Source organism: Phormidesmis priestleyi ULC007 (assembly GCF_003003695.1).
Taxonomy (GTDB): Bacteria; Cyanobacteriota; Cyanobacteriia; order Leptolyngbyales; family Leptolyngbyaceae; genus Phormidesmis_A; species Phormidesmis_A priestleyi_A.
Map to the genome: position 1 here is coordinate 264,246 of NZ_PVWG01000003.1, position 17,024 is coordinate 281,269.

7 protein-coding genes and 2 CRISPR repeat arrays are annotated in these 17,024 nt (G+C 50.1%); of the genes, 6 read left to right on the forward strand and 1 reads right to left on the reverse strand.

Translation table 11 applies throughout. The annotated features are described in order from the left end of the window. The first annotated feature begins 32 nt into the window (after positions 1–32). The 5 genes from cas1 (at position 33) to moaA (ending at position 11,471) form a co-directional block, all read left to right on the forward strand. Positions 33–1,028 carry a CRISPR-associated endonuclease Cas1 gene (gene cas1, locus C7B65_RS05180; RefSeq protein WP_073069970.1) on the forward strand — a complete coding sequence of 332 codons (996 nt, stop codon included), beginning with the start codon at positions 33–35 and terminating at the stop codon, positions 1,026–1,028. A 98-nt stretch (positions 1,029–1,126) separates the two neighbouring features. After that, complete coding sequence (cas2, locus tag C7B65_RS05185; RefSeq protein ID WP_244913167.1) at positions 1,127–1,390, forward strand: CRISPR-associated endonuclease Cas2; 264 nt, start codon at positions 1,127–1,129, stop codon at positions 1,388–1,390. A gap of 181 nt (positions 1,391–1,571) precedes the next feature. Further along, positions 1,572–5,776: a CRISPR direct-repeat array (repeat unit 36 nt; unit sequence GTCCCCACTCGCTGGGGAAATCAGTTGAATGGAAAC). 231 nt (positions 5,777–6,007) lie between these two features. Then, positions 6,008–8,645: direct repeats of the CRISPR family, unit length 36 nt; unit sequence GTCCCCACTCGCTGGGGAAATCAGTTGAATGGAAAC. A gap of 449 nt (positions 8,646–9,094) precedes the next feature. Then, the gene (locus tag C7B65_RS28310) at positions 9,095–9,760 is read left to right on the forward strand and encodes a GNAT family N-acetyltransferase (protein ID WP_219898357.1); all 666 of its coding nucleotides are present in this window, start codon (positions 9,095–9,097) and stop codon (positions 9,758–9,760) included. 99 nt (positions 9,761–9,859) lie between these two features. Beyond that, positions 9,860–10,162 carry a GNAT family N-acetyltransferase gene (locus C7B65_RS28315; protein WP_223257303.1) on the forward strand — a complete coding sequence of 101 codons (303 nt, stop codon included), beginning with the start codon at positions 9,860–9,862 and terminating at the stop codon, positions 10,160–10,162. A 322-nt stretch (positions 10,163–10,484) separates the two neighbouring features. After that, complete coding sequence (gene moaA / locus C7B65_RS05195) at positions 10,485–11,471, forward strand: GTP 3',8-cyclase MoaA (RefSeq protein WP_073069972.1); 987 nt, start codon at positions 10,485–10,487, stop codon at positions 11,469–11,471. A gap of 87 nt (positions 11,472–11,558) precedes the next feature. On the opposite strand, the gene C7B65_RS05200 is transcribed toward moaA, so the two are convergent. Next, positions 11,559–15,128 carry a helix-turn-helix domain-containing protein gene (locus tag C7B65_RS05200; RefSeq protein ID WP_106253938.1) on the reverse strand — a complete coding sequence of 1,190 codons (3,570 nt, stop codon included), beginning with the start codon at positions 15,126–15,128 and terminating at the stop codon, positions 11,559–11,561. A gap of 602 nt (positions 15,129–15,730) precedes the next feature. On the opposite strand from C7B65_RS05200, the gene C7B65_RS05205 reads away from it, so the two are divergent. Further along, the gene (locus C7B65_RS05205; protein WP_219898359.1) at positions 15,731–16,270 is read left to right on the forward strand and encodes a helix-turn-helix transcriptional regulator; all 540 of its coding nucleotides are present in this window, start codon (positions 15,731–15,733) and stop codon (positions 16,268–16,270) included. Positions 16,271–17,024: the final 754 nt, after the last annotated feature.

Here is a 17,024-nt window from a genome sequence, read left to right on the forward strand (position 1 = left end):
TCTTGTGGATCGGAATAACACAGGAGGAATTTATGGAATCGCTCTACATCTCTCAACAGGGTTGTCACGTATCGCTGCGGCAAGATTGCATATTGGTGAAGCAGGGCAAGACTCTTTTGCAAGAGGCACAGTTGCCCATGCTCGAACAAATTCTGGTCTTTGGTCAGTCGCAGTTGACCACGCAGTTAATTCGATCGTGCCTATTTCGCAACATTCCGATCGCTTATCTGTCTCGGATGGGTCGCTGCTATGGGCGAGTGTTGCCTGTGACCAGCGGCTATCGATCGCTGGCACGACAGCAATATGCGCTATCGGCAACGACGAGACTCGCGATCGCACGACTGATTGTGGGTGCAAAGTTAAAGAATAGTCGCGTGATTTTGCAACGACAGCACAGGCGGCAAGCAAGTGCAGAATTGTTAGGCGCGATCACACAGCTAGCGCAATTAGCACAGCAGGTGACTCAAGCCACGTCGATCGAGCAGTTGATGGGTTATGAAGGGGCAGGGGCAGCCAGCTATTTTGGGGTGTTTGGAGCATGTGTTGAGCAGTCGGATTTTAAGTGGGCCGGGCGATCGAAGCGTCCACCGGGCGACCCAATGAATGCGATGCTGAGTTTTGGCTATCAGGTGTTGTGGAATCATTTACTGAGTTTGATTGAGTTGCAGGGGTTAGATCCCTATGAGGCGTGTTTGCATCAGGGCAGTGAGCGACACCCAGCGTTGGCATCGGATCTCATTGAGGTGTTTCGAGCGCCAATCGTAGACTCGCTGGTGTTGTATCTGGTGAATCGGCGGATGGTGAATGCGGTGGACGATTTTGAGTTTCCGGCTACGGGCGGGTGCTATTTGAATGAGTCGGGGCGCAAAAAGCTGTTGACGGCATTGATTATGCGGATGGAGGAACAGGTGCAGGTCGCGCCAGGAGTGATGGCTCCTCGGTGGGAGCTTTTGAATCGGCAGGTGAAGCGCTTTCGGCAGGCTGTGATTCAGGTGTCGTCGGAGTATGAGTCTTATCAGATTCGGTAGGGTCGGCATTCTGGCACAGCCCTTTCGGGATTATTTCGCGTGTCGTCGGAGTATGAGTCTTATCAGATTCGGTAGGGGGTAAGAGGTTGCTGTATCTTGTGGCGTATGATATTTCTTGCCAAAAGCGCCGAACTAAAGTGGCAAATGTGTTGTGTGCTTATGGACAGAGGGTGCAATATAGTGTGTTTGAGTGTGTGCTGTCTCCGCTTGAGTTTCGGGAGTTAAAGGTGCGGTTGGGGAAGGTGGTGAAGTTGCCTGAAGACAGTTTGCGGATGTATCCGATGTCGGGGCATACGGTGAGGCAGGTTGAGGTTTGGGGTGGGTTGCCGTTGACGGAGCGTCAGGGATCGATCGTGGTCTAGGGGTCGAGGCTGAGGACGATCGGGTGAGTGTCTAATGTTTTGGTTTTGAGCTTCGATCTCAAACAGTGAAAGGCTTTTGGCGGTTTTAAGGAGGTAAGATTTGCTAGATTTGTCCCAGTTATGGCTGAGGTTCGCAATTGAAAGCTGGACTCTTTGCGGGAGTTGGCTTTAAAGTAAGAGAGTCCCCACTCGCTGGGGAAATCAGTTGAATGGAAACCTGACTCATCTTGACCAGCTTGATCTCTAAGAATTCCAAGTCCCCACTCGCTGGGGAAATCAGTTGAATGGAAACCCCTAAATCAGCGATACCAACTGAGCGTGAACTGCGATCGTGTCCCCACTCGCTGGGGAAATCAGTTGAATGGAAACTGGTGAAGGGCGGCTCACTCTGCCTACGATTTGAACATAGGTCCCCACTCGCTGGGGAAATCAGTTGAATGGAAACGAGGGAAACCCTCCTTCAGGGCTGTGCGCTCACGTTAGTCCCCACTCGCTGGGGAAATCAGTTGAATGGAAACCTGAATGCCCTCTCCACCATCCGAGGCGGCGATCGCCATGTCCCCACTCGCTGGGGAAATCAGTTGAATGGAAACTCGCCACTGAACTAAGTTGGTTGTAAGGGATTGAGGTTTCAATGGTCCCCACTCGCTGGGGAAATCAGTTGAATGGAAACCCTTGCTGTAAAAGCTTTTGAGCGGTCTTGTAGTGAAAGTCCCCACTCGCTGGGGAAATCAGTTGAATGGAAACCTCGTTTCTCAGTGGCGATCGTAATTAGTCGAGTGGGAGGTGTGTCCCCACTCGCTGGGGAAATCAGTTGAATGGAAACGCAACCAAATAATTAACTTGACTCAATGTTATCTCACCAAGTCCCCACTCGCTGGGGAAATCAGTTGAATGGAAACCACGATCGGCATCCCTCTATAAGAGGCGACTTTGCCGTCCCCACTCGCTGGGGAAATCAGTTGAATGGAAACATGAGACCCTTCAAGTCTTAGACGCTCTGCCTTACCGAGACAAACAGTCCCCACTCGCTGGGGAAATCAGTTGAATGGAAACTTGGTTGCAACATCCACACGGGGCAGATTTCCAGTCCCCACTCGCTGGGGAAATCAGTTGAATGGAAACCTTGACCGCTTACAACGCCGTCTGCGGGTGCATCATCGCTGTTGTCCCCACTCGCTGGGGAAATCAGTTGAATGGAAACTTACTGATCAGGAGATAGCTTTGAGTCGAATGCAGAGGTCCCCACTCGCTGGGGAAATCAGTTGAATGGAAACCTGAATGATGCGATAGCTGATGACGTGGTTATGGTGCTTCTGAAAGCGTTGGTTCCCACTCGCTGGGGAAATCAGTTGAATGGAAACTGCTTAGATTGATGCTCATGCTGGCACCCGATCGAGTGTCCCCACTCGCTGGGGAAATCAGTTGAATGGAAACTGTGAATCTGTGCCTGTTCGCAAGCTTTGGTCCATGCTTGTCCCCACTCGCTGGGGAAATCAGTTGAATGGAAACTAGAATCGCGGGTCAGTCCACACTAAAAAGTCAGTCTTGTCCCCACTCGCTGGGGAAATCAGTTGAATGGAAACTCCCTTGTCCGGTAGATTGCTCGCACGGACATTCCACAAGTCCCCACTCGCTGGGGAAATCAGTTGAATGGAAACTATTACTTTCACTGTAGATGAAGCAGTCCTAGCTTAATCCCATTAAGTCCCCACTCGCTGGGGAAATCAGTTGAATGGAAACATACTTTTTCTAGTTTGTCTTCAATTCCAGCAATAAGTCCCCACTCGCTGGGGAAATCAGTTGAATGGAAACTCAAACATTAGGTGCAGACGCTATTGAAGAATCTATTAGTCCCCACTCGCTGGGGAAATCAGTTGAATGGAAACCCCCGTCATTGCCTAGTTGGTTGGATTTCTGTCTCTTCGGTCCCCACTCGCTGGGGAAATCAGTTGAATGGAAACTCGTCAGCGTGATTTCCTGCCCTCTCGACCATCGATTATTGTCCCCACTCGCTGGGGAAATCAGTTGAATGGAAACCTCGATCGCGGTTTTGTGATGGGTGTAGATGCCCCTCAATTCCTGTCCCCACTCGCTGGGGAAATCAGTTGAATGGAAACCAGCACCTCAAGGCTTTATCTGGCTTTTAGCGCAGCCGCTTCACTGAGTCCCCACTCGCTGGGGAAATCAGTTGAATGGAAACTTGGCAATTACCCACAAATATCCAGAAGGATCAACCCAGGTCCCCACTCGCTGGGGAAATCAGTTGAATGGAAACTAAGCCTTTGCTGATTCAAGCAACTGGGCACGGTTCACGTCCCCACTCGCTGGGGAAATCAGTTGAATGGAAACTCAGGGCGATCGCTAGACGGGCTAACGTCAAACACGCTCGTGTCCCCACTCGCTGGGGAAATCAGTTGAATGGAAACTTGCGGCTCCAAAAGCCGATCGCGATCCGGGTGGGAAGTCCCCACTCGCTGGGGAAATCAGTTGAATGGAAACGTGCGGTTGCGAGTGATGTTGGAGCAGCGACCGCAGCTCAGGTCCCCACTCGCTGGGGAAATCAGTTGAATGGAAACCCGCCCGTTGTTGCACAACCACGAGGCGCACCAACAGCATGTCCCCACTCGCTGGGGAAATCAGTTGAATGGAAACAATTCTTGCTGCTTCTTGCAGCAAAGACGGCCCAGACTGAGGGTCCCCACTCGCTGGGGAAATCAGTTGAATGGAAACAGTGGTCAACAGGGATATCAGTTAGGATATCTTCGCACTTCGTCCCCACTCGCTGGGGAAATCAGTTGAATGGAAACTTCTAGTGCGGGAACGCTCACAGGCAAAAGCATCACCAGTCCCCACTCGCTGGGGAAATCAGTTGAATGGAAACCCGGGATCGATGCCAACAGCGATGGGCTGAGTGAAACGGGTCCCCACTCGCTGGGGAAATCAGTTGAATGGAAACCGCCCTAATATTCGCTACACGTTTCAGGTTGTCGATGTCCCCACTCGCTGGGGAAATCAGTTGAATGGAAACGACCTTAACGGTGCTGTTATCCAGTATGTGTCATCTCAGGTCCCCACTCGCTGGGGAAATCAGTTGAATGGAAACTTGAAACGCCACCCGGCAAGGTAATTTGATGCCAAACTTGTCCCCACTCGCTGGGGAAATCAGTTGAATGGAAACGGTACTTAAAGCGTCTTCGATCGCTTTCCTGTTTGACTGGTCCCCACTCGCTGGGGAAATCAGTTGAATGGAAACATGTATCCACCACGTCATCAGTCACGGCATCAGCCGGAAGTCCCCACTCGCTGGGGAAATCAGTTGAATGGAAACCAGAGGAACGGGTCATCTGTTTCGATAGCCGCTTCATTGTCCCCACTCGCTGGGGAAATCAGTTGAATGGAAACTTCAGCAAGTCACAGTTTGAGAACGATATCATTCCGTCCCCACTCGCTGGGGAAATCAGTTGAATGGAAACCGTAGGGATACTCGCCAAACCATAGTTCGTAATATTCGTCCCCACTCGCTGGGGAAATCAGTTGAATGGAAACGCTTTGCTCCACAACTCGATTGAGTACCAATCGGTAATCTGGTCCCCACTCGCTGGGGAAATCAGTTGAATGGAAACTTGTGAGTATATTCTCAGTAGCTTGCGTGGGAGAACTGGTCCCCACTCGCTGGGGAAATCAGTTGAATGGAAACTTTCTGTCCTTATTTTATCCCTAAAAACAAATCGATTATTAGTCCCCACTCGCTGGGGAAATCAGTTGAATGGAAACTAAACATTGATAGCACAAAGATTAGCCATTGAAGCCATCAAAGTCCCCACTCGCTGGGGAAATCAGTTGAATGGAAACTCTGGCAGCGTTGCCCCCGCTAACTACTGGCTCGTTGAAAGTCCCCACTCGCTGGGGAAATCAGTTGAATGGAAACCTGCCTTTTGAGTAACTCCTGCTCGTTTCCTAAGCTCCACAAGTCCCCACTCGCTGGGGAAATCAGTTGAATGGAAACGCATAGAGGCGGTAGCTGGTTCCGGTCGGACGGAGGTAAAAGTCCCCACTCGCTGGGGAAATCAGTTGAATGGAAACCCATCGAGGTATCGCCTACGATCGTCTGACATATAAACCGCGTCCCCACTCGCTGGGGAAATCAGTTGAATGGAAACACGATAGCGCAAATCGGCTACACGATGAACTTCCAGTCCCCACTCGCTGGGGAAATCAGTTGAATGGAAACCATCTGTTTGTGGATGCCGTCGTACACTGCACTGGTCATCGGGTCCCCACTCGCTGGGGAAATCAGTTGAATGGAAACATCGTCAATGTGCTTGGGAAGATAGGCGGCAACTCTTGTCCCCACTCGCTGGGGAAATCAGTTGAATGGGGGTGCGACCTCTACCTGATACTAAAGTGACTCAAGCCTCCTGCTGATAAGGTTTTTGAACGATTTCACAGTAGTCCTTTTGATTATTCATTGATCAATTTTACAGGCACTCAAAACCCTTATGGAGCAAAAGGTAATCGGTTTTTTCCAATGTATCGGATGGAGGTCGCACCCGTTGAATGGAAACTCCACATTGAGCCAACTCAATCGGGCAGAGGAGAGGCTTGGATACTCAAGTCCCCACTCGCTGGGGAAATCAGTTGAATGGAAACGCCAACAGTAGGTAGTTAGCGTCATCAGATCCATTGAGAGGTCCCCACTCGCTGGGGAAATCAGTTGAATGGAAACCCGTCACATCGGGAACGGTCGGAGCCAAAAAAACTGGAGTCCCCACTCGCTGGGGAAATCAGTTGAATGGAAACTCAATTACACCGTTTTGAGGCGAACAAAACCCCTTCTCAAGTCCCCACTCGCTGGGGAAATCAGTTGAATGGAAACCTAACAACAAGCGTAGATAACAGGAAGGTCATCCATAGCGGAGCGTAGTGAGGTCCCCACTCGCTGGGGAAATCAGTTGAATGGAAACTTCACAATTTCGAGTGGTGCGCCTCCACAGGACACAATGTCCCCACTCGCTGGGGAAATCAGTTGAATGGAAACCTTGATACTGGGCTGTGGCTCGACATCAAATTGTTTGTCCCCACTCGCTGGGGAAATCAGTTGAATGGAAACTTCGTTACAGGAACGGCAATGATATCGTTCTGAAATTGACCTGTCCCCACTCGCTGGGGAAATCAGTTGAATGGAAACCTTTTAATATCGAATACATCGGGCGCAACATCGCCCATCGTCCCCACTCGCTGGGGAAATCAGTTGAATGGAAACAAAAATGCGACGCGCTTGTTGTATCCCTGATTGATAGTCCCCACTCGCTGGGGAAATCAGTTGAATGGAAACTTGAGACGGAACAATGGTCGTGGGACGGGTTTACGCGTCCCCACTCGCTGGGGAAATCAGTTGAATGGAAACTTGCTGTATGCAATTAATTGATTAAGAAAATCATCCGAGTCCCCACTCGCTGGGGAAATCAGTTGAATGGAAACGATAAGTTACGAGTCAATACAGGTCAGCAAGCAAGCGCTTCTAAGTCCCCACTCGCTGGGGAAATCAGTTGAATGGAAACTAAGCAGCCTTCAGAACCTCTGTCTTGGCAGTGAGCTTGACATGTCCCCACTCGCTGGGGAAATCAGTTGAATGGAAACCCGCGATCGTCAATGCCACCAATAGCGGCACCGAAATGAGGGTCCCCACTCGCTGGGGAAATCAGTTGAATGGAAACAACAAAGTCAGCCTATCTAGCTACTCTGTAGCAGATAAAGCGTTATACAGTCCCCACTCGCTGGGGAAATCAGTTGAATGGAAACGTCAATGAGGTAAGCCGTGTCAGCGTCACCCTTGTCAGTCCCCACTCGCTGGGGAAATCAGTTGAATGGAAACGAGTTTGAGTCTTTTCAGCCGGAACTAGCTCAAACTTGTCCCCACTCGCTGGGGAAATCAGTTGAATGGAAACCTTTGTACCACCGATACCTAGTCGCATAGTCGAACTGCATGTCCCCACTCGCTGGGGAAATCAGTTGAATGGAAACTTGTGAGGGCAAGTAGCCCGTTTACAAACTCAACAAACCCTTCAGTCCCCACTCGCTGGGGAAATCAGTTGAATGGAAACGTGAACGCAACTATCCCTGCGTACCCACCTTTCCCGAAGTTGTTGGTGTAAGGTCCCCACTCGCTGGGGAAATCAGTTGAATGGAAACCGATAAGTTGCAGAAGTTGAACCCAGTCACATTCTTGAGTCCCCACTCGCTGGGGAAATCAGTTGAATGGAAACTTCTTAAACCACAGCAACCTTGTCTAATCCCATGAAAAGTCCCCACTCGCTGGGGAAATCAGTTGAATGGAAACTTTCGTCTCAGTTGCAGACGACTATCCTGAAGCAGTTCTTGTCCCCACTCGCTGGGGAAATCAGTTGAATGGAAACTAAATGACTAAGTGATTGCGAAAAACCCGCAAAAGCGGCAAGTCCCCACTCGCTGGGGAAATCAGTTGAATGGAAACCCGGCGAAAAAGCTTGCTCTCGGACAGGCAAGTTCAAGTCCCCACTCGCTGGGGAAATCAGTTGAATGGAAACGACTAAGCTATCGCGACGGCTGGCGACTGAGCTTAAAACGTCCCCACTCGCTGGGGAAATCAGTTGAATGGAAACGAATGGGTTTCGATGTGGCGTAAGTCGATGCGATTGGAGTCCCCACTCGCTGGGGAAATCAGTTGAATGGAAACTTGATAATCGACTGAACAGTAAGCCCATTCGACTTCGCAGTCCCCACTCGCTGGGGAAATCAGTTGAATGGAAACAGCTTGCATGCCGTCGGTCATTGCCTTGGCAACTTTAATCGTGTCGGTCCCCACTCGCTGGGGAAATCAGTTGAATGGAAACCCAGGGAACACGCGAACTGGGCTGGACAAATCCAGCGTTGTGCTTTAAGTCCCCACTCGCTGGGGAAATCAGTTGAATGGAAACCTGGCGAGGATGGTCTGTGATTAAGACGCGATCGTTCATGTCCCCACTCGCTGGGGAAATCAGTTGAATGGAAACCGGGGCTTTACAACAACGAAACCAAAATTATTTGGAACGTCCCCACTCGCTGGGGAAATCAGTTGAATGGAAACGAGAGATAGCGAAGTCGCAGGCATTTGCCGGGATAGATGTCCCCACTCGCTGGGGAAATCAGTTGAATGGAAACAACTCTGCATCTGCCTGGATACGATCGCGTTCTTGTAGTCCCCACTCGCTGGGGAAATCAGTTGAATGGAAACGGAATAGTGAACGAAGAAATTCGGGAACAGCTTTAGATTTTTGTCCCACTCGCTGGGAAAATCAAAGGCATCAGGTAAAACTTATACGAGCGATCGCTTCTCCAAAGACATTGCAAACAATTGTCCAAAGTATTGCTCGTAACGTTTTCTCTTCCGAGCAATTTTTCAGCAAATGTGATACTTGCTGCAATAACCTCATAACTTCTAAGAATAGGCAAACTCAAGTTAAAGGCTCTCTCTTAAAAGACTATTGTCCTCTCAAGGCAGCAACTTTTTTAACAAACTCCCTGCTTAGGCTTAGAGAATGTCAGACCTCACGACTCATACTCTGAATCTCAGCCGCTCTTAGGTTTAACAGGAAATACTACAAACATACTTCAAATTGTACGAAATTCAATGCTTGGCTGATGTAGCTCTCTGCATCCTCTCAATTGTTGCCGAGGTGCATCATGTCAGCCCTGATCAAACAATCATTCAGAACTCGATCGTATGCAGGTGAAGCAGATTTGCAAGCGATCGTAGATCTGATAAACGCTTGCGATGCCGTAGACCATTTAGACCAAGAAACCTCGGTCGAAGAGCTACGGCTCGAATTTGCAGATCCAGACTTTGAAGCTGCGCGCGATCTCCGATTGTGGGAAGACGCGCAGGGCAGATTGACCGGATATGGCTGGATGTGGGTGCCGAGTGCAACAGACGTGCAAGACGGCTTCCTGGGATTTAAGGTTCATCCCGATGTCAGGGGTCAGGGCATAGAAGACCAAATTCTCGCCTGGGCGGAGGAATGGACGCGGAAAATCGGACTAACCACACCCCGATCTGTCAAGTTGCGATCGGGTGTCCGAGAGAGTCAGGTAAGTCGGATTGCCTTGCTGGAAAAGTCTGGCTTCACGATTACCCGCTCCTTCTACCGCATGGCTCGTTCGATGACCGAGCCACTGATCACACCACAACTTCCAAATGGATATACAGTCCGATCACTCCACGAAACCGAGACAGAAGCCTGGGTTGAGATGTTTAACCAGACCTTTATCGATCACTGGGACTTTCACCCTTTAACGATCGAACAGCGGCAGTACTGGATGAAAAATCCCGACTATGCTGCTGATCTATAGCAATCCTAAATGAATTGGGGGATGGGCATCTCGCTCGTACAGGCTGGAGGCCTGTCCCATTCTTACAACTGAAATAGGATTGCTATAGATCTGGTAGCGATCGCGCCAGACGGGACGTTCGCCGCTTTTTGCCTGAGCTTCATCTACCCACGAGACAATGCTCGGACGGGGCGTAATGAAGGCTGGATTGCTGATTTAGGCACTCGTCGGGGATTTCGTAAACTTGGCTTGGGTCGGGCAATGTTGCTGACAGGACTCGATCGCCTCAAAGCGAAAGGTGTAGACACTGCTCTGCTAGGCGTTGATTCTGAAAACCCATCGGGCGCTCTACGGCTCTATCAGTCTGTTGGGTTCCGCCAGTTGTTCGCAAACATCGTCTACTGCAAAGAGCTTTCTGTTTAGCGATCTCCCGTTCTCTTTGACTAAAAAAAACCTCAGTTCAACAGAAGCGGTTCGCTCCGGTTGTGAATTCGGGAGAGCTACCTAAATCCTCCAAAATTGGCGGATTTCAAGCCAAAATTTCCGGTTCAAAGTTCCCCAGAATGGGGGATTTAGGGGGCAGAAGCCGTTGACAACGCAGCGAAAAAACTCGTCGAACTGACGTTAAAAAAACGAAGTCGGTTAATACCTAAGCTGGTAAGTTCCGGCTTTCTAAGCTCCCCGACTCTTCGGGCGGGTCTTGAAAGCCCCAGCATTTATACTTGGGGTTCCCTACAATAGGATCATGAACCGAGTTGATTATCTCCGAATTAGTCTGATCGATCGCTGCAACTTTCGATGTCAATATTGCATGCCTGAAGGAGCAGACATTGACTATGTGTTGCAGCAAGATCTGCTGACTCAAGCCGAACTCTCAACCCTTTTGCGCGAAGTCTTCATTCCCGTTGGGTTTACCCGATTTCGCTTAACCGGGGGCGAACCTTTGATTCGTCCGGGTGTGGTAGATATTGTTCGAGAGATTGCTCAGTTTCCCGAAACACAAGATCTGTCTATGACGACCAATGCCTTTTTGCTAGAAGGGCTGGCGCAAGATCTCTATAGCGCGGGGCTGCGGCGCATCAACATTAGTTTAGATTCCTTAGAGCCAGAAACCTTTGACAAAATTGTCGGCAATCGCGGGCGATCGCGCTGGCAACAGGTTTGGGCTGGCATTCAAACAGCTTATCAGGTGGGCTTTAACCCTTTAAAGCTGAATGTTGTAGTGATTCCTGGAGTCAACGATCACGAAGTGTTAAACCTGGCGGCGTTGAGTCTCGATCGTGAATGGCATATCCGCTTTATCGAGTTTATGCCGATCGGAAACGATGATTTGTTTAATCACAAAGGTTGGGTGAGTTCAGAAGACTTGCGGCGACAGATTCGCGATCGTTGGGGACTCACAACCTCACAAGTGCAGGGAAACGGTCCCGCCGATGTCTTTCAAATTCCGGGCGCTAAAGGAACGCTGGGATTTATTAGCCAAATGTCAGAATGCTTTTGCGATCGCTGCAATCGCATGAGGCTTTCTGCCGATGGTTGGCTGCGCCCTTGTTTGCTCAACGAAGACGGGCAGCTTGACTTGAAAACAGGGTTACGATCGGGCGTTCCGACTTCACAGCTACGAGAACAAGTCAGCGATCTTTTAAGCTTGAAGCCAGAAATCAACTACAAACAACGCGAGTCTGGCACCGCCGGAACCTATAGCCGCACGATGTCTCAAATCGGGGGTTAAGATAGCAATCCTATTTCAGTTGCGAGAGTGGGACAGGCTTCCAGCCTGTACGGGCAAGATGCCCATCCCACCATTCACTTAGGATTGCTATAGTTCGCTCAAATCGACTGCACCCAATGTTTTGAGGGTGGCTTTTTGCGCGTCGGTTGAGCCAGTCATGCCTGTAATATTCATGCCCTCATAAGGTCGCGGATTTCGCACCACTTTTAAACACACCCCGGTGTTCGCATCCCAAAGGCGCATGGTTTCGTCTTCGCTGCCACTGGCGATCGTGGTGCCATCGCTGCTGCAAGCCACTGACCAGATGCGATCGCGGTGCCCTTGCAAGACATGCTCACAAGCTCCAGTGTTGGTATTCCAGAATTTAAGCGTGTGATCTAACCCACCACTGATGATCGTGTTTTCATCTGCGCTGAAGATGGCAGACTTGACGCAATCTCGATCGTGTAGCGTTTGCAAACATTCTCCAGTCTGTAAACTCCAGCGTTTAACGGTGTGATCGTCACTGCTGCTGAGTAGCGTTTGCTGATCGCGGCTGAAGGTGACTGAGCAGACGCGCCCCGTGTGTCCTTTTAAGGGCGTGAGCAGTTGATCAGTGAGAGGGTTCCAAGGCTGAATGTGGTGATCTTCAAGTCCGATCGCGACCCATTCTCCATCAGGGCTGAAGGCAATTGACCAGATGCGGCTTTGAGTGTTTAAGACGCGCAGACAGTCCCCGGTCGCGATGTCCCACAGCCGAATGGTTTGATCAAAGCCAGAACTCACAAGCTGTTGACCGTCAGGGCTAAATGCGACTGACCACACCCAGTTAGTATGTCCGCGCATGGTTTTTAGACACTGCCCCGTTTGCCGATCCCACAGGCGGATGGTTTGGTCAAAACTGCCGCTCGCTAGGGTTTGACCATCGGGGCTAAATGCGACTGACCACACCCAGTTAGTATGTCCGTGCATGGTTTTTAGACACTGCCCCGATCGATCCCACAGTTTGAGGGTGTGATCGGCGCTGGTGCTGGCGATCGTTTGGCTGTCAGGGCTAAAGGCGACCGATAACACAAAATTGGTGTAACCCTGAAAGGTTTTGAAGCATTCACCCGTGGGGCAGTTCCACAACCGCACCGATTGATCCGCGCTGCCGCTGGCTAACATCTGACCGTTGGGGCTAAATGCTACCGAGCGCACGGGTTCCGTGTGTCCCTGTAAGGTTTTTAAGCACTGTCCGGTTTGCCAATCCCACAGTTTGAGGGTGCGATCGAAGCTGCTGCTGGCCACCCTCTGACCATCGGGGCTAAAACTGACGCAGCGAATCTCGTTGGTGTGTCCGGTTAAGGTGTTCAAACAGCGCTCTGTCTCCAGATCCCACAGCTTAACAGTGTGGTCATAACTGCCACTCACCACCGTCTGACCATCGGGGCTAAAGTCCACACCGCGCACTCCGCTCGTGTGTCCGGTTAATGTTTTGAGACAGTCTCCGGTTTGAATATTCCACAGTTTGAGGGTGCGATCGTCACTGCCGCTAATCAAGGTTTGACCATCGGGGCTGAACGCGATCGAGCAAACCCAGTGCTGATGTCCATTTAAAATTCGTAGACATTTCCCAGTCTGAAGATCCCATAAACGGATGGTGCGATCAACGCTGCTACTGGCTACCATTTGACCGATCGGACTAAATGCCACCGAGACGAGCCAATCGCTGTGCCCTTCAAAGGTTTGTAAACATGCCCCCGTTTTCACTTCCCACAGTTTGACGGTTTTATCGGTACTGCTGCTCACCAGGGTTTGACCATCGGGACTGAATGCGATCGAGCAGACCCAATGCTGATGTCCCTGACAAGTGAGCAGTTTTAACCGATGGCGAAGCAAGGTGCCGTCACGATCGCACAGTTGCCACAGATGAATGTCTCCTGCCGTATCGCTTGCCGCCAGCACACTGCCATCAGGGCTAAACGCCACCGACCAGACATTTCCTAGCGTCTCAGAAAAGACCGATTTGCTTAGATCAGCATGACTGAAGTTGACCTGATGCAAAGTTGCCCCTTGCAGGTGAGCTTGCCACACGGCCAGATTAGAAAAGTCGTAGTCGGTTAGATCTACATTAAGTTGCCGCAGCAAATTGATCACATTTCCGGCACCATACCCGGTTGCACAATCAACCTGTTTTTGAAGGGTGAACAGCACTTGCTTGAGCTTTTTTTCGATCTCCGATTTGCAATGCGTCGGTGCCATTAAGCGATCGAGCAAGGGTTGCACAATCATCCGAATCTGGCTCTCGCGCACTTGATCTTCGACATCGGCTTTCATCAGCGCATGACTCGTCAATAAATGCAAATCTTGCGTGGTGATTTCTTGATGCACCTGGTCAATCAACTTTTCAGCGACATACTCCATGACGACAGGTTGCAGGGTGAAGCTTGCGCCGTGTTTTTCGATCAGAGGTCTGCGGGCTAGAGATGCAAGCGCTTCCATGAGATGGCGCTTTTGCACCGTGGGCACCAAATCTGCGGCAAAGTCGGCTAGCGAGGCACCTTCTCGGTTAATTGCTAACCAATACATGATTTGTTTTTCTAGATCAGAGAGGCGATCGAACTGCTGATCTAGCAAGTCAGAAATATCGCCAAATACGGCGGTGCCTTGGCTGAGAAATTCTGCCACATCGTGATCAAACAATTCTTGAATCGTGGCAGCCGCAATTTTCAACGCCAGTGGGTTTCCGGCATAGAGTTCGATCAATTGATCAAAGATCGGAGTCGTCGCCGCAAGCGCTTTGGGTTTCAACAGTTCTCTGGCTTCTAATTCATCCAACCCTGCCAATTTGAGCGATCGCACCGCCGTTCCTTCTAGCGCGGCCACTTCTTTAGGTTTTTCGCGGCTGGTCAGCACCAGACAGCTTTGATGCACCGTCTCACCCACGCGCCGAAATAAGTCACCATAACTTTCGTACCCGATCGGGTAATATCCAGCTTGTTCGCCACTGCCTAAAATAGATTCAACGTTGTCGAGAATTAATAAGCAACGGTGCTGGCGCAAATAGTGCAGCAGTCGCCCTAGCTTGCCGTCTACCGATTCGGGCAACTCAGTTTCTTGCTGATTAGAGAGACATTGAATGAGATCAGACAAAATGGTGTCGATCGGAGGCGCATCTCGCAGCGATCGCCAAATCACAAACTCAAAGGTTCCTTGCAGGCGTTCTGCCAGTTTGATCGAGAGTACGGTTTTGCCGATGCCGCCCATGCCAAGAATGGTGACTAAGCGGCAACGGTCTTCGGAAATCCAGCCCTCTAGCTCGGTGAGTTCTGGCGATCGCCCACAAAAGTCAGAGGTGTCAATTAATTCGCCCCAATCTGGCGCGGGTTCGGCTGCACAGTCTCCCGCAGATAAGTCTAAGAGCGCCTCTGCGTGTGCCCAAGCTTTTTGTGCACATTGTCTGAGCACCACCCGAAAGTTATTTTTGGTGACTCGTTGACCGACTTGATCAGAAAGGGCTTGCCATAGCTGAGAGCCAACTAGCTTTACATAGTCAGAGTCATAGCCGACCGTGCCTGCAATTTGCTCATAGGTTTGCCCGTCCCAGGCTCGACAAAACACGGTTTCTTGGAGATGGGTGAGTTGTTCTCGACCCATCAGGTTATCTAGCACTACCAGCGCTTCTTCAATGGTCATGGCTCAATGCACCTTTGAACGTCTTCCCTGATTTGCACCGACTTCGGCTGACTGTCTCTAAAGGATAGCGATCGTATATACATAAGTCCTTTCGCTTCGTTATGATCGGCTTCTGCCCCCTAAATCCCCCATTCTGGGGGACTTTGACCCAAGCCTTTCAGTTTCAAAGTCCCCCAATTTTGGGGGATTTAGGGAGCAAACCCCCAGCCATCCGAACTTAAAGCAATTTGTGTATACACAGTCTCCAAAGAATAGCGATCGGCTTGCAGTCTGTTTAATGATTCAACAGAGTTTATGTAAATTCCCGGTGATTATTTCTAAAACGCTTAAATTTCTACTTACGAATACTGTAGCGAGATTATGCGGTTGGTTTCATGAGTGTTTCGAGCTGTGAACTAACGTTTTATAACGTTGCGGCGATCGAAGTCCTAACTTTTTCTCACGGGCAAGCGGGAACAACTCGTTTAGCTTTTATGTAGAGCTTCAGGCAGTGCTTCGACCTGAACGACTAAAAACTTAATTGAGACAGCAGTGCATAACACCGCCAACTCAGACGTAGTGAAGCAATAGTTACCGTTCATTCAAGCCCCCGGAAAATGAACATGAATTCTTTAGAAAACAATCACTTCTTAACTTCTATACTCGAAGGGTTCGTTGATGGCATTTTGATTTTGAATTTGCAGAGCGACTTAGTTTATGCCAACACACCTGGCACGCGAATCTGTCAGCATCTGACCCACTCTGAAAACACCTTGCCTGATGAAGTGTTGCGATCGTGTGACGCGCTGATTGAGAGCCGTGAACTGTATGGCGATCGCCCGTTAGTGATTGAGTCAGAAGTCACCAATGACCAATCGCAAACGTTTCGCATTCGGGTGCAGTGGCTCAAGCTCGATGACTTGCAGCAGCCCTCTCTGCTGGTTAGACTTGAAGATCAGCAGCAGGGATTGCAAAGCTTGGCGGTGACGGAGGCCAAAAAATATGGTCTAACGCCCCGTGAGGCAGAGGTTTGGTTTTTAAAGCGCTGCAATTTGCCTCGCAAAGAGATTGCGGCTCGGTTATATATCACGATCGATACAGTCAAAAAACACTTAGGCAATATTCAATCTAAAAAACAGGCGCATCAAGAAAGTTGGTGCTAAAAGTCGAGTGGCAAAGGCATTTCGGATTGCTGCGATGGCAGCAGGCAAGTCTAGTTCTGCGATTGGGGCGTTCTTTCGTCGCTAAAAGGCACGGCTTGGCAGTCCCAAAGCGATTACGGCAACTGCTCATAAACTCGCTCGCATCTTTCATCCGATGGGGACAACTCGCCGAAGTTATCAAGATGCGGGAGCAGGGCACTACAAGCAGCAGTTCCGACAAGGCAAACTCAAGCAGTTGCGAAAACAGGCTGCATCGTTGGGATTTGACCTCACACAGCAGCCAGTTTCTATCGCTTCGATTGAAGATGTTTCTTAGGAGTTCTACGAGTTTTTTCGCTTCGTTGTCAGCGGCTTCTGCCCCTAAATCCCCCAAATTGGGGGATTTAGGGGGCAACCCGGATTTGCAACCGTAGCGAAAAGCGACGTTGCTGAATGCGAAGTATGAATCGCCGAATTTGCCCTCACCCTAGCCCTTCTCCCAAAAGGAGAGGGGACAAGATTTCTAGCTCCCTTCTCCCCACTTCTTGAGGAGGGCAATTCATGTCACCATTCAGCAATGCCCGAAAAGCTTCATCGAATTCACGTTCAGTTAAGCCAAGCCTACACCACCGAATATGGAGAAGCAAATTGATCAATTTTGCAGTGGGCAAAGTTGGCAGGATGTAAGGTGACGTTGGTTGACACTCCCCAGCCCTAAAGGGACGGGGATTCTTGGCTCAACGAAACCACTTAACCTAGAGTCCTTGCGTCGTCA

Bases quoted from the DNA above. Each gene is read 5' to 3' on its own strand.
- cas1 (WP_073069970.1), top strand. From the start codon at position 33: ATGGAATCGCTCTACATCTCTCAACAGGGTTGTCACGTATCGCTGCGG.
- moaA (WP_073069972.1), top strand. From the start codon at position 10,485: ATGAACCGAGTTGATTATCTCCGAATTAGTCTGATCGATCGCTGCAAC.
- C7B65_RS05200 (WP_106253938.1), bottom strand. From the start codon at position 15,128: ATGACCATTGAAGAAGCGCTGGTAGTGCTAGATAACCTGATGGGTCGA.
- C7B65_RS05205 (WP_219898359.1), top strand. From the start codon at position 15,731: ATGAATTCTTTAGAAAACAATCACTTCTTAACTTCTATACTCGAAGGG.
- C7B65_RS28310 (WP_219898357.1), top strand. From the start codon at position 9,095: ATGTCAGCCCTGATCAAACAATCATTCAGAACTCGATCGTATGCAGGT.